Raw genomic sequence first — 14136 nt, 5'->3', positions numbered from 1 at the left:
GGTTGTAAGACCGTCAACAATCCTAACACACCCCGGTTTCGGTGGCCCGAAAGGGCAGAAAAAAAGGGGTGCCGCCCGGGAGGATTCCTCCGGACGACACCCTTAGCGCGAGTCTAATACTCGCCTTTTCGACTCAAATGCGTTCCAATACCCGGGATTGCGCGGCCTTCTCTTCGGTGCGCTGGGTGTCGGCGACGCTGACGTGACCGTGGGTGAGCATGGTGCGTTCGTCAAACGGTTCGAGCTTGTCCAGCACGCGGTCAACCTGCACCAGGTCGAGTTCCTTGGTCCAGGAGCCAATCATGACGGTTGCCACGGCGTTGCCGGTGAAGTTGGTCAGCGCGCGAGCTTCAGACATGAAACGGTCGATGCCGACGATGAAGCCGACGCCGCCGACGAGTTGCGGGGCGTGGGCCTGCAGGCCCGCGGCCAGTGTTGCGAGGCCGGCGCCGGAGACCCCGGCGGCGCCCTTGCTGGCGATAATCATGAAGACGAGCAGCCCGATCTGTTCGCCGAGGGCCAGCGGCTGACCGAGCGCGTTGGCGATGAACAGCGAGGCCATGGTGAGGTAGATCGCGGTACCGTCGAGGTTGAACGAGTAGCCGGTGGGCACGGTGACTCCAACGACGGGCTTGGAGACGCCGAGGTGTTCCATCTTGGCGATCAGTCGCGGCAGCGCGGCTTCGGACGACGACGTCGAGACGATGAGCAGGTATTCCCGGCCGAGGTAGCGCATGAGCTTGAACAGGTTCACACCCGTGACCAGCTTGAGGAGGCCGCCAAGGATGACCACGATGAAGAGGATGCAGGTGATGTAGAAGGCGGCCATGAGCGTGAACAAACTGATTACGGCCTGAATGCCGGTGGCACCGACGACCGCCGCGATCGCACCGAATGCACCGATCGGGGCGAGCCACATGACCATGATCAGAATGCGAAAGACCAGGGCCTGCACGTGGGCCAGCCCATCGAGAATCGGCTTGCCGGCCGGGCCCATGCGCTGCAGCGCGAAGCCGGCGATGAGAGCCACGAGCAGCGTCTGCAGAATGTTCCCGCTGGTCAGCGACGAGAACAGGGTGGTGGGAACGATCCCGAGCAGGAACGATTTGGTGTCGGCCGATTCCGTGGCGGCGAAGGTGGCATCCGACAAGTTGATGCCCTCGCCCGGGTGAATCATGTTGCCCACGACCAGTCCGATGCCGAGCGCGAAGGTCGACATGACCAGGAAGTAGCCGAGGGCGAGGCCACCGATCTTGCCGACGGTGGCTGCCTTGGCGATGGAGCCGATGCCGAGGATGATCGTGCAGAAGATGATCGGGGCGATCATCATCTTGATCAGGGCGATGAACAGGTCACCAAGCGGCTTGAGCGAGACCGCGAAACCCTCGGGTCCGCCCCAGACCAAGCCGACGACGATGCCGAGCACGACCGCGACGATGACGGCCATGTAGAGGTAGTGCGACGAGTCGATTCTCTTCTTGGGCTTGCCGGGTTTGTTGAGTTTGGTACGGGTTGATGGCGTCGATGCCATGTCAGACTCCTATGTCTAGGCTTAACCTGATCCACCAGGGGCTCCGGTCGGTGCAATTTGTTCCACACTGCTAGACGCACCCCGCTCGCGCACGGTTGCGGTCATATTGTTCACGAGCTCACGAAAGAGGCAGGTAGTGCGTAAGGAATGGAGCATCGCTCGGCGTCTCTTTTTCGCGCACGCATTGTTCATCGTCATGCTCACGCTCTTCGTCGGAACGGCCTTTTTCGTCGACGCGCGCGATCGCGGCTACGTCGAGACCGGCAACCGGATGCTCGCGGTCGCCACCGCCATCGCCGACAGTCCGCTCGTGCTCGCGGCGAGTGAGTCGGCCGACCCGAGCGCGTCGCTGCAGCCTTACGCGCTCGAGTTGAGCGCCGATGCGGGGCTCGATTTCATCACGATCATGGCCCCGGACCGTACCCGGTGGACCCACCCAACAGACACCGAGATCGGCAGAGACTACATCGGCGCCATCGCTCCGGCACTCTCCGGAACCGCCTTCACCGAAATCAGCACCGGAACCCTCGGGCCATCCGTTCGTGCCGTGGTGCCGGTAACGGATGCCGACGGCACCGTGCGCGCGCTCGTCGCGGTGGGCACCACGACGAGCAATATCACGATCGCCCTGAACGCCCGGTTACCCTCGGTGCTCGGTCTGGCTCTCGGGCTCCTCACGTCGGGGTCAGTGGTGACCTGGCTGCTGGGGCGCTACTTACGCCGGGTCACCCTGGGCTGGGGACCGGAGCACCTCGCGCAACTGTTCGTCTACTACGACTCGGTGCTGCACTCCGTGCGGGAGGGTCTGGTGCTGGTCGATCTGCACGGTGACCTCGTGCTCTACAACGATCAGGCGGCCACCCTGCTGGGGATTCCGCCGCGCCCGGCGGCGGGAAGTTTCGAGCGACCGCAGGCTTTGACCGCCCTGAGCCTGCCGCCGAGTCTCGGAGATCTGCTGCGGAGCGGCCGCAACGCGCACGACGAGATTCATGTGACCGGCACGCGAGTACTCGTAGTGAACCAGGAGCCGGCGACCGCCTCGGGGAACGCGGGTGCCCGTGCGGAACCGATGGGGTTCGTGGCGACGATTCGCGACCACACCGATCTGCAGAACCTGGGCAGTGAGCTGCAGTCAATGCGGACCCTGTCCGATGCACTGCGAGCGCAGACCCACGAGCATTCCAACCGGCTGCACACGATCGTGTCGCTGATGGAACTCGGCCGCACCGAGCAGGCACTCGAATTCGCCACAAAAGACCTCGAATTGAGCCAGCGACTCGCCGACGAGATGGTCGGCTCGGTCGACGAACCGGTGATCAGCGCCCTGATCATGGGCAAATCGGCGCAGGCTAACGAACTGGGTATCACCCTGACCGTCACGGCGTCCGGCACGCTCGCGCAGTCCGGGCTGTCCATCCAGGACCTCGTGACGGTGCTCGGCAATCTGGTCGACAACGCGCTCGATGCGGCGGCGGGCGGCGACGACCCACGCCGCGTATCGGTCACGGTGTCGTCGACCGAGCAGGCCGTCGTGATCGAGGTGGCCGACAGCGGTCCCGGTGTGGCGCTCGATGTCATCGATGAGGTGCTGCGGCTGGGATTCAGCACCAAGGGCACTGGCACGGTCGGCGGCCGCGGCCTCGGTTTGGCTTTGGTGCGCCAGGCGGTCACGCGCCTCGGTGGCACACTCACCATCGGGCGTCGCGAGGGTGCCGTGTTCACGGTGACGATTCCGGCGATTGCTCTGCCCGCAGCGCCTCTGCCCGCAGCAGCAGACACCACGGCCACACCGACACCGCCCGAAACGCTCGCTGCGGCGGTCAATCATGACTGACTCAGCACCGATTCGCGTGCTCGTCGTCGAGGACGAACCACTCGCCGCCGAGGCGCACGCCGTCTACATCGGTCGCCTGGCCGGGTTCGAGCTCGTCGCCACGGTCGGCACCGGGCAGGAGGCCTTTCGCCGGGTAGCGGCCGCCGCCTCGGCCGGCACCCCGATCGACCTCGTGCTGATGGACATGAACCTGCCGGACAGCCACGGGCTCGACGTGAGCCGGCGCATCCGTTCGGCCGGTCTGTCCACGGATATCATCGCCATCACCGCGGTGCGCGACCTCGACAATGTGCGCGGGGCGATCGCCGCCGGCGTCGTGCAGTACCTGATCAAGCCGTTCACTTACTCGACCTTCGCTGCGAAATTGTCCAGTTACCGGGACTTTCGTGCGGAACTGAACGCGCACGCATCCGTTGTGACGCAGTCGGCGGTTGATAACGCGTTCGCGAGCCTGCGCGCGCCGACCGATATTCCGCTGCCGAAGGGCCTGGCCGATTCGACGCTGAATCCGCTGGTCACCTTTCTGCAGGCCCAGACCGCGCCGGTCTCGGCGAGTGAGCTGATGGAGCCGCTGGGGCTCTCCCGGGTGACCGCGCGCCGCTACCTGGAATATCTCGCCAACACCGGTCTCGTGCTGCGCGCGCCGCGCTACGGCACGCCCGGGCGGCCCGAGAATGAGTACAGCTGGAAGCGTGGTCGCTAGCGGTTCGTGAAATTCGGTGACCGCTTTTCAATGAAGGCGGCCATGCCCTCGCTCTGATCCTCAGTCGCGAACACCGAATGAAACAGGCGACGTTCCAAGTGGATGCCGCCGCTCAGCATCGATTCGTACGCCGCGTTGACGACCTCCTTGGCGAGCATCGCGATCGGTGCCGATTTGGCCGCGATCTCCGTGGCGGTCGCTAGGGCATCGGCCAGCAGGTCGGCGGCGGGCACGATGCGGGCGACGAGACCGGCCCGTTCGGCTTCGACGGCGTCGATGGTACGGCCGGTGAGGATCATCTCCATCGCCTTGGCCTTGCCGACGGCGCGCGTCAGGCGCTGGGATCCGCCCATGCCGGGTATGACGCCGAGCTTGATCTCGGGCTGGCCGAACGTCGCGGTGCCGGAGGCGATAATGAAATCGCAGATCAGGGCGAGTTCGCAGCCGCCACCGAGGGCGTGGCCGGAAACAGCGGCGATGACCGGGGTGCGCACGCCGGCGAGCTTGTCCCAACCGGCGAACCAGTCCTGGAGGTACATATCCATGTAGCTCATCGATGCCATCTCCTTGATGTCGGCGCCGGCCGCGAAGGCCCGCTCCGAACCGGTGATGATGATCGCGCCGATCGAGGGGTCGGTGTCGAGCCGGGTGGCGGCACCGACGACGTCCTGCATGGTGTGGAAGTTGAGGGCGTTCAGCGCCTTCGGGCGGTTGAGCGTGATCACGCCGACCCGGCCGTGGCGCTCGAGCAGGATGTTTTCGTAGGTGTCGGCGTCGGTCAGAGTTTCGGTCTGGGTTGTGTCGCTCATGCGGTGGCCTTCCGTTCGGTGTTCTGGCGGAGTTCGCCGGTCGTGTGGATTTCGCCGGTCATGCCGGGCTCGACGCTCGTGCTTGGCTGCACGCTCGTTTCGGGCTCGGCGGGAACGTGTACGCGTGGCAGGCGCAGCTCGCGCTCCCCCAACGGCGCGAAGTGCGCCTGCACATCGGTGCCGGACACGGCGTCCAGGCTGCTCGGCTGCCAGTTCGGGTTGCGGTCCTTGTCGATGACCTGGGCGCGAATGCCCTCGACCACATCGTGGCCGGCCACCATGCGCAGGGAGACTCGGTATTCCTGCTCGAGCACCGCTTCGAGGCTGTCGAGTTCACGGGCGCGGCGGAGGGCTTCGAGGGTGACCGTGAGCGCGGTGGGCGACTTGGCCAGAATGGCCGTGGCGGCGTCGCGGGCCGCAGCAACGGGAGAGTTCTGCAGCCGATCGATGATCCCGGGCAGGCTGTTGCCGGCGTAGCACTCGTCGATCCAGGTGCGCTCGGCCAGCAGCGGGGCCGCGGGCACCGTCGACTCGGCGTACTCGGCGATGGCCGCGGCAACGGGCCTCCGATTGAGGGCATCGACCAGGGAATCGAGCCGGGTCGAGTCGACGAAACTGTCGGCCAGGCCGAGCGCGATCGCGTCGGAACCGGTCATGGTCGCGGCGGTAAGGGCGAGATGGGTGCCGAGCTCGCCGGGGGTGCGCGAGTAGAGGTAGGTTCCGCCGACGTCGGGCACGAAACCGATGGTGGTCTCCGGCATGCCGAGTCGGGTGCGTTCAGTCACGACGCGGTGTGAGGCGTGGCCGGAGAGGCCGACTCCCCCGCCGAGCACGATGCGGTCCATCAGGGCGACGAAGGGTTTGGGGTACCGCTTGATCTGGGCGTTCAGGGTGTATTCATCGGCCCAGAACCGGGCATTCTCGTCTGGATCGGTGCGGGCATCGCGGTAGATCGAGACGATGTCGCCGCCGGCGCACAGGGCGCGGTCGCCGCTGCCGGTGAGCAGCACGGTCTGCACGGTCTCGTCGTCAGCCCAGTCGGTGAGCGCTGCGGCGATACTGCGGATCATGTCGTGCGTGAGGGCATTCAGGGCCTTGGGCCGGTTCAGGATGATGCGGGCCAGCGATCCGTCCCGCTGCAGCAGCACCTCGCCGTCAGCGTGTGCCGAAGCGGATGCGTCGGTGCCGGTCGTCGACACCGTCACGCCCTGATCGGAGGGTGTAGCAATTGAATCCGTGCGGGGCATAGAGACCTTTCCGCGTCGCTGCGGTTGAGTTGGGGTGAACGTTGGCACAGTCTATCGAGGTGAATGTTCTGGCCAGCAACGTGCGAAGGTGCCGGAGGGCACCCCCGAACCGACGAACCCGGTGAGGATCGCTTGCCCTAGAACGGTTGAGGATCGGTGTCGAGGTCGAGGTTGTCGGTGTTCCAAGTGGAGTTCCCGGCGGAGGTCCAGTCGGTGGTCCACGGGTCGGGCACGGGTGGTGCCGGCTCGGCCGGCATGGGTGATGCTGGCGCGGTTTGTTGTTGCGGTGGGTTGATGCGGGTGGCGGGGTCGGTGGCGTAGTGTTTGCCGGCGGGGCTGGTCCAGTGGACGGTGCCGTCGGGGTCGGCGACGGCTTTCCAATCGGAGAAGTGTTTGAGGTTGTGGTGGGCGGGAGAGAGGAAATGGAGGTTGGTGGCGGTGGTGGGGCCGCCGAATTGTTTATCGATGGTGTGGTCGAGGTCGGCGTGGCCGGCGGAGCGGTTGCAGCCGGGGAACCGGCAGGTTCCATCGCGTAGGCGCAGGTACTTTTTCAGCGCCGCGGGCACGCGGAACGGGGTGGAGCTGACGTCGAGGACGATGCCGGTGTGCGGGTGGGTGAGGACGCGGAGGAAGCTCGTCGCGGTCCCGGCCAGCCGGCGGGCCGTCTCCGGGTCGATCGGGCCGTACCCTTCGAGCTCGCCGGGTTCCTCACTCACACCCATCAGGGTCAGGACCGGGACGGTGATGTTGACGTTGGCGGTGAGGCCGGCGCCGAGGCCGCTGCCGGTGACGCCCTGCTGGAGCAGGTCAATGGCGACGTCGGCGCGGAGTTGGCTGAGGGTGCGGGGCTCATCCGGGCCCTGCAGACTGATCGCAGCATCGGTGACCCGGGTATAGACGCCTTGCAGGTCGTCTCCGGCCGCCCGCAGCCAGAGGGTGGCCATGCCGTCCTGGTCGGGGAAGAACTGCACCCGGCGATCGGCCAGACACCGGGTGCGGCGAACGGTGATGCTGTCAGGGTGGAACCGCTCCCGGAGTTTGCGAGCCTTACCGTCGAACTGCGCCGGAGTGAGTTTACGAGCGTGCGGCAGCAATACCGCCTCCAACTCGGCGCGGGCGGGCTGCGGGACGGAGTCGAGCTGGTCGAGCACCTGTCGAGCGTGGCGGAGGGAGATCTCCCCGGTGCGGAGCGCATCGAGGGTCTCGGGCCGGGACTCGACCAACACCCGGCTCTCCCGCAACAGGCCAGAGGCAGTGCCGGCCGGGATGCGCAGCGCACAGGCCATTTCGGCGACCAGGCCCTGCTGAGCGGCGAAGGTCGCATCCCAGTCATGCTCATGCTGCGGACCGGCCTGGGGGCGCCCGGTCTCGGCACTGTTGGTGGTGTAATCCCACGCCTCCGTCAAGACCTCAGCCTTACTCGCCTGCGCCCAAGCGATGACCTTCTCGAGGTAGAGCACCCGGTCGACGAACTGCGCCTGGTGCCGCTGAAACGGACTCAGGTCGTCGGCCCGACTGCTGTCGGCCGGTAGCAGCGGACCCGGTTCGTCGTCAATGTCGTGCTCGGTGCGGAGGTACTCGGCGTAAAGGAACTCCTCGCGAAGGTCGTCATCGAACAGGTGCTCGGGCGGCACCGCGGCGAACACCTCGATCAGGTCCAGGCCGGCCGGAATGGGCGGGCCGTCAGGCATCTCACGGCGATAGAACGCCGGGCCGACAGGATCCGCTACGAAGGGGTCGGTACTGAAAGGCTCCGTATCGACGTCTTCGAGGGCGTCGTACGGAGCGAACTGCCCGAGGCCCTCGGCGATCTCAACGCGCCAGTCTGCCTGGCACTGCGCCCAGAACGCATCAAACTCGGCGCGCTCCTTGGGTGTGGAAGGCCGGTAACCGTGGGCCGCAAAGAACGGATCGACGAGGCCCGGCTGGGGGGTGTCGCCGCTCTGGCTCATAGAACAAGTGTACCAAGCTCATCCCTCAAAGTCGAGGAATTTTCAGACACATTGGGAACTCTGAACGAAACTGCATTCGCATTATCAGTCCCGTTTTCGGCCAGCTCGCCCCACGGGGAAAGGGCCCGGTTGTCAACGCCGCGCCAAAACCGGGCCAAAACAGGGCCAATGAGCCCGATACTCGCCCGGTTTTCGATCGGCGTCAACAGCCCCAACACACGTGGGGGGATGCGGCAATAATTTAATGCTCAGCAAGAACGCAGTTGCTCGAGGAAGGAGCACACCGTGGCGAGAACGATGCCCGGAGAAGTTGACGCCCTAAGCACGAATCCGCGAGGGCCACAGCTCTTCGAACCTCTGAATCGAACCAGAACTGATGACAACGACAGACCCCTCAGGATGGGTAGTCGCATGGCTGGAGAAAGGGCCTTCAGCGACGGGCGTCGCGGACATCAAATGGCAATCGGACATCGATATCACCGGGGTGCGGTACGTCTGTGCATACACCATTCCCACTCCACGCAATGTTCGCGACAATTTCCAAAGCGCTAACAATCCAACACAGCGGCCGCCCGAAGACGTCCAGACCGGGCGACGATCAGCAGTAGCTATTATCGACTTGCAGCAGCTAGCGATTCCGACGGAACCTCTGGCCCCGCTGCCGAACACACTGCCGTAGGCAAGCGGCTGGCGAGTGAGGGGCGATCGTGGGCCCGACCATCATTCGGGCGCAGAATGGCCAGCACCTCGCGGATGCCACGTTGGGGTCGGTCTGCGTACGCGTGGCCACGCGCAGGGCCCCGGCGATGTCGACACTGGTCGGGGACTCGAAAGACCGCGCACGAAAAAACCCCGCCGAACTGCATCAGCAGTAACGACGGGGTTTGATGGTGCACCCCCCCGGACTTGAACCGGGAACCCACTGATTAAGAGTCAGTTGCTCTGCCAATTGAGCTAGAGGTGCATGTCAAGCAGCGGAACTATCCGCGGCAACGTGTAACCCTAACACCCCAAGAGGGCATGATGCCAATCGAGGCCGAAAAGCGGCGGTGACCGGCATCCGTTCGTGAAATTACTATCCTTGAGACCGTGACCGAACCGCAAAACTACGCCCTTTCCGACGACCTGCAGCTGGCTCTTGCCCTAGCCGATGCTGCCGACGCGATCTCCCGTGCCCGCTTCACAGCGCTCGATCTCGTCGTGACGACCAAACCCGACCGCACCCCGGTGACGGATGCCGACCGGGCGGTCGAGCGCGCCATCCGCGACCGGCTGGCCGAACAGCGCCCCGATGACGGCATTCTCGGCGAGGAATTCGGCACGGCCGGATCAACCACGCGCCAGTGGATCATCGACCCCATCGACGGCACTGCCGGGTTCCTCCGCGGCATCCCGATCTGGGCCACCCTCATAGCGCTCGCCATCGACGGCGTCCCCGTGCTCGGCGTGGTCAGCGCCCCGGCGCTCGGTAAACGCTGGTGGGCCGCAACCGGCAGCGGCGCCTGGTCAACTAATACGACCGCCGACAGCAGCAGCAGCAGCAGCAGCAGCAGCAAAGCGGATGCCGCCCCCACCCGCCTACGCGTCTCCGGCATCGCGACCCTCGCCGAAGCATCCATCAGCTACGGCAGCCTGCAGCAGTGGGATCAAGCCGGGCACCTCGACGAGCTCGTCACGCTTTCGCGCCAGGTCTGGCGCACCCGCGCCTACGGCGACATGTGGTCGTACATGCTGCTCGCCGAGGGGCACCTCGACGTGGCCGGCGAATTCGACCTGCAGCCCTACGACATGGCTGCCCTGGCCCCGATCGTGCAGGAAGCCGGCGGCACCTTCACCTCGATCGACGGCCAGCCAGGACCGTGGCACGGCAGCGCCCTGGCCACGAACGGCCTGCTGCACGCGGCAACCCTCGCCGTGCTGAACCCGGCCTGAGGGCGCCGAAACTAGACTCCGGCACCCGGATCGTCGGGATTCACACCGTTGCGGGCGTTGCGCGCATCGAGGCGGCGCTGCCGCCAAGCCCGGGGGTTGAGCAGCAGAATCGGCTTGGGGATGCGCAGCGCGTACCCGGTCGGAAGAATCCAGCCGTAGCGTTTGGCCAGCAGTGACAGCGCGGCTCCGCTGAGAATCGCGACTCCGGTGCCGATCGCGACGAATCCGAGCTTGCTCAGGATGACCATTTCGGTGCTCGCGAGCAGCGCGCTCGTGGCGTAGAGCGTGTTTCCGCCGAAGATCGTCGGCACCTTGAGCAGCATAATGTCCCGCACCATGCCGCCGCCGACGGCCGTGATCATGCCGAGCAGAATCGCCGGGAGCCAGCCGAGACCGGCCTCGAGCGCCTTCTGCGCCCCGACCGCCGACCAGCAGCCCACGGCGAGCGCGTCGAGCAGCAGCAGCACGCGGCGAGTCCACCGACCGTTGAAGGTCACGAAGTAGGCGATGACCCCGCCGAGGATGGCGCAGATCAGGTAGGCCGGGTCGAGCAGTGCGGCCGGCGTGCCCTGCTGCAGCAGCGTGTCGCGAATCATGCCGCCGCCAAGCCCGCTCATGATCGCGAGAACCACGAAGCCGACAATGTCGAGGCGTGCGGTGCGCGCGGCGACGCCGCCGAGAATGGCATTGGCGAGCACGCCCGCCAGGTCCACGAAGCGGATTATCTCAAACAGCGTCTCCGACTCAGTGTTCACTTGTCCCATTCTCTCCTACTCTCGGGGCGCGAGCCGCGCACCTACAGTTAAGGAATGAGGATCACTGCTTTTTCCGACGTGTGCCTGCGGGTCGTCATGCTGCTGGCAGCTGCGCCGGAGAGCATCACGTACACCTCACGGGTCGTCGCCACCGAGGTCGGCACGCCCTACAACCACGTCACCAAGGCCATCATGCGGCTCCGCGAGCTGGGCCTGGTCGAGGTCATCCGGGGACGCACCGGCGGCGTGCGCATCAGCACGCTCGGCCGCGAAGCCACCGTCGGGGCGCTGCTGCGCCAGCTCGATACCCGCACCGATCTGGCAGCGTGCGACTCGCCCGATGGACCCTGCCCATTATTGAGCGGATGCGGCCTCCGCGGCGCCCTGCGCCGGGCGCGGGAATCCTTCTACCGCGAGCTCGACGGCATCGTCATCGCGGCTCTGCCACACGGAAAACCGAATGGACCGGTTCTGGTCGAACTCGGTCTGGTGCGGTAGGACTAAAGTCCCTATTTTCTACAACTTGTAGAAAACATCCGTTTAATTGGTATATCAAATGCTACTTTTGACGCAGACCCCACGAACGGGTGTCGCCACGCAGAAGGAGTATTCATGCTTTCGCCCCAGTCTCTCCCCTTCATCGAAGCCACCCTGCCGCTCGTCGGCGAGCGGATGCCCCAGATCGCGAAGAATTTTTACCACCGCATGCTCACCATTCACCCCGAACTGTTCGACGGGCTGTTCAGCCGCTCCAACCAGAGGAACGGCACGCAGCAGCAGGCCCTCGCCGGCAGCATCGCCGTCTTCGCGACCTACCTCGTGCAGAACCCGGACACCACGCCGGAGGCCATGCTCTCCCGCATCGCCCACAAGCACGTCTCCCTTTCTATTACGCCCGAGCAGTACGACGTCGTCTACAAGTACCTGTTCGAGGCCATCGCCGACGAACTCAGCGACGTCATCACCGCCGACATCGCCGCCGCCTGGACCGAGGTCTACTGGTTGATGGCTCACGCCCTGATCAAGATGGAGAAGGGCCTCTACGCCGGACTCGCCAGCGACAAGCCGCTCGCCCCCTGGATCGTTGTGAAAAAAGAAGCTGCCGGAACCGACGCCGTCACGTTCACCCTTGAACCGGCCGACGACACTCCCGTGACGCCCGCCCTGCCGGGCCAGTACGTCAGCGTCACCGCCGTCATGCCCGACGGTATCCGCCAGGTGCGTCAGTATTCGCTCTCGGCCGGCACGTCCACGACCCGCGTCTTCACCACCAAGCTCGACGCCGACGGCGAAGTCTCCCCCGTGCTGCACCGCGACGTACAGGTCGGTGACACGCTCATCCTCTCCGTGCCCTGTGGCGACATCACCCTCGATGCGGGCACCGGCCCGTTGGTCCTGGCCTCGGCCGGAATCGGCTGCACGCCCAGCGCCTCGATTCTGCGTTCTCTGGTAGACACCGGCTCAAAGCGTGAGGTGCTCGTACTGCATGCCGAGAGCAACCTCGAGCGCTGGGCGCTGCGCGACCAGATGAACGAAGACGTCGCCCTGCTGGAGGCGGCCGAACTCGAACTCTGGCTGGAGATCCCGAGTGAGGGCCACCACGAGGGCTTCATGTCGCTGGAGAACGTGACGATCCCGGAGGACGCCTCGGTGTATCTCTGCGGTCCGCTCCCGTTTATGCAGAGCCTCCGCTCCCAGGCGCTAAAGTCCGGCGTTCCGGCCGACCGCATCCACTACGAGATCTTCGGCCCCGACCTCTGGCTCGCGGGAGTCTGACCTCGGCAGCCTGGCGCGGGTCCCGCGCTAGGCTGAATCGTGGATACTAACGGCGGCATCGAGACAGAACTCAAGTTTGACGTCGACGAAACGGCGCTGCTGCCCCGGTTGTACGACCTTCCCGGGGTGCAGACGGTTGCCGCGCCGGTCACCCACGATCTTCAGGCCGTCTATTTCGACACCGCCGATCTCGTACTCACCGCCCAGCACGTCACCCTGCGTCGCCGCACCGGCGGCGACGACGCCGGGTGGCACCTGAAACTGCCGCTGGATGCCGGGCGTCGGCGCGAAATTCACGCACCGCTGGGCAAGCACGTATTCGTTTCTGATGGGCACAGCGAAGCGGATGCCGTCCCCGAGTCGCTCGCCCAACTCGTGCGGTTTCACGTGCGGGACTCCCCGCTCGTTCCCGTGGCCCGGCTGAACACCGAGCGAGTGGTGCATGCCCTGATCGGCGTGGGCGGCGAGACCCTCGCGGTGGTCTGCGACGACCACGTTCAGGCCGAGCGCCTCACCCCCGATCCGGCAACGGCGGCCTGGCGTGAATGGGAGCTTGAACTCGTCGATGGTCCGGACGACCTGCTCGACGCCGGGGAGTCCATGCTCGCGGCGAGCGGCATCCACGTGTCGCTGCACGGGTCAAAGCTGGCCCGTGCCCTCGGCGACCGGTTTCCCGAGCGTCCGGACACGGCGCCCCGGCGGCCCCGGTCTTCGGGGTGGGCCGGCGACGTTTTGGTGTTGAACCTGCACGAACAGTACGAGGTGCTGCGCGCCCAGGATCCCCAGGTACGGCAGGCCACAACCGGAAGCGTGCACGCCCTGCGCGTCGCCACTCGGCGGCTGCGCTCGGTTCTCGCCACCTATCGCTCCCTGCTCGATGCGACCGTGGTGCCGAACCTGCGCAGCGAACTCGCCTGGCTCGGGGCCGTTCTGGGCGGCTCCCGCGACGAAGAGGTGATGCAGCGCCGCCTCACAGGCCACCTCGACCGCGAACCCGAGGGGCTGCTGCTCGGCCCGATTCGCGAGCGTCTTGGCAGTCGCGCGGATACTGACACCGACGCGGCGCACCACGCGCTCCTGACTGCCCTCAACAGCCACCGCTACTTTCGGCTGCTCGATGCCCTCGCGGCGCTCGTGACCTCACCGCCGTTCACCGCCGTGGCCAGGCAGGAAGCACGCACGGTCGTGCCGGCACTGATCAATAAGGAATGGAAGAAACTGCGCCGCGCGGTGCGAGCCGCCACGAAAACCGTGCCGGGCGCCGAGCGCGACCTCGCCCTGCACGAGGTGCGCAAGCGGGCCAAGCGGCTGCGCTATGCGGCTGAGACGGCGCATCCGCTCAGCCGCAAGCGCGCCGCCACGGTCAGTGCCTTCGCCCAGAAACTTCAAACCATTCTCGGCAACCAGCACGACAGCGTCATCGCCCGCGAGCGCCTGCTCAAGCGCGGCGCGGTCGACGCCTACCTGCGCGGCGAGAACACCTTCAGCTACGGCCGCCTGCACGCCCTCGAGCAGCAGAAGGCAGCCGTAGCCGAGTCGAAGTTTTGGCAGGAGTGGAAGAACCGCCCGTGATTACTCGGGCGCGGACGAAGCGGTT

Annotated in this window: 11 protein-coding genes and 1 tRNA gene; 6 read left to right on the top strand and 6 right to left on the bottom strand. The window is 65.9% G+C overall.

Features of this window, described 5'->3' with window-relative positions; translation table 11 throughout:
• Positions 1-133: 133 nt before the first annotated feature.
• Entirely contained in the window at positions 134-1531 is a 1398-nt protein-coding gene (locus E3T46_RS04785; protein ID WP_134577642.1) for a cation:dicarboxylase symporter family transporter, read from the bottom strand.
• 136 nt (positions 1532-1667) lie between these two features.
• Here E3T46_RS04785 and E3T46_RS04780 point away from each other — a divergent pair, with 136 nt between their 5' ends.
• Together E3T46_RS04780 and E3T46_RS04775 are read left to right on the top strand one after the other, a co-directional pair.
• Positions 1668-3365 carry a sensor histidine kinase gene (locus tag E3T46_RS04780; RefSeq protein WP_134577641.1) on the top strand — a complete coding sequence of 566 codons (1698 nt, stop codon included), beginning with the start codon at positions 1668-1670 and terminating at the stop codon, positions 3363-3365.
• On the top strand, positions 3358-4068 hold the full coding sequence (locus tag E3T46_RS04775; protein WP_134577640.1) for a response regulator: 711 nt from the start codon (positions 3358-3360) through the stop codon (positions 4066-4068). The genes E3T46_RS04780 and E3T46_RS04775 overlap by 8 nt, the downstream gene beginning before the upstream one ends.
• Here the strand turns inward: E3T46_RS04775 and E3T46_RS04770 are convergent.
• From E3T46_RS04770 to E3T46_RS04755, 4 genes are all read right to left on the bottom strand, one after another.
• Complete coding sequence (locus tag E3T46_RS04770; protein ID WP_134577639.1) at positions 4065-4877, bottom strand: enoyl-CoA hydratase; 813 nt, start codon at positions 4875-4877, stop codon at positions 4065-4067. The two genes, E3T46_RS04775 and E3T46_RS04770, sit on opposite strands and share 4 nt — an antisense overlap.
• Positions 4874-6082, bottom strand: coding sequence for an enoyl-CoA hydratase/isomerase family protein (locus tag E3T46_RS04765; protein WP_241980457.1), 1209 nt, complete (start codon positions 6080-6082; stop codon positions 4874-4876). The genes E3T46_RS04770 and E3T46_RS04765 overlap by 4 nt, the downstream gene beginning before the upstream one ends.
• A 179-nt stretch (positions 6083-6261) precedes the next feature.
• Complete coding sequence (locus tag E3T46_RS04760) at positions 6262-8076, bottom strand: HNH endonuclease signature motif containing protein (RefSeq protein WP_134577637.1); 1815 nt, start codon at positions 8074-8076, stop codon at positions 6262-6264.
• A gap of 888 nt (positions 8077-8964) precedes the next feature.
• A tRNA-Lys gene (locus tag E3T46_RS04755) sits at positions 8965-9040 on the bottom strand.
• Between the two features lie 125 nt (positions 9041-9165).
• Between E3T46_RS04755 and E3T46_RS04750 the strand changes: the two genes are divergently transcribed.
• The gene (locus E3T46_RS04750) at positions 9166-10008 is read left to right on the top strand and encodes an inositol monophosphatase family protein (protein ID WP_134577636.1); all 843 of its coding nucleotides are present in this window, start codon (positions 9166-9168) and stop codon (positions 10006-10008) included.
• Positions 10009-10019: 11 nt separating this feature from the next.
• Here the strand turns inward: E3T46_RS04750 and E3T46_RS04745 are convergent, their stop codons facing one another.
• A complete protein-coding gene (locus tag E3T46_RS04745) occupies positions 10020-10763 on the bottom strand; it encodes a TRIC cation channel family protein (protein ID WP_134577635.1) in 744 nt (247 codons plus the stop codon).
• Positions 10764-10817: 54 nt separating this feature from the next.
• Here E3T46_RS04745 and E3T46_RS04740 point away from each other — a divergent pair, with 54 nt between their 5' ends.
• The 3 genes from E3T46_RS04740 (at position 10818) to E3T46_RS04730 (ending at position 14111) form a co-directional block, all read left to right on the top strand.
• Positions 10818-11261: an Rrf2 family transcriptional regulator gene (locus E3T46_RS04740; protein ID WP_134577634.1), complete on the top strand. Its 444-nt coding sequence runs from the start codon at positions 10818-10820 to the stop codon at positions 11259-11261.
• Between the two features lie 114 nt (positions 11262-11375).
• Entirely contained in the window at positions 11376-12539 is a 1164-nt protein-coding gene (locus tag E3T46_RS04735; RefSeq protein WP_134577633.1) for a globin domain-containing protein, read from the top strand.
• A gap of 39 nt (positions 12540-12578) precedes the next feature.
• Entirely contained in the window at positions 12579-14111 is a 1533-nt protein-coding gene (locus E3T46_RS04730; RefSeq protein WP_134577632.1) for a CYTH and CHAD domain-containing protein, read from the top strand.
• Positions 14112-14136 lie beyond the last annotated feature (25 nt).

It is taken from the genome of Cryobacterium sp. Hh11, from assembly GCF_004404045.1.
In the GTDB taxonomy this organism is placed as follows: Bacteria; Actinomycetota; Actinomycetes; order Actinomycetales; family Microbacteriaceae; genus Cryobacterium; species Cryobacterium levicorallinum.
Note: the sequence above shows the minus strand (reverse complement) of the source record. Positions and strands in the feature narration are given on the sequence as shown.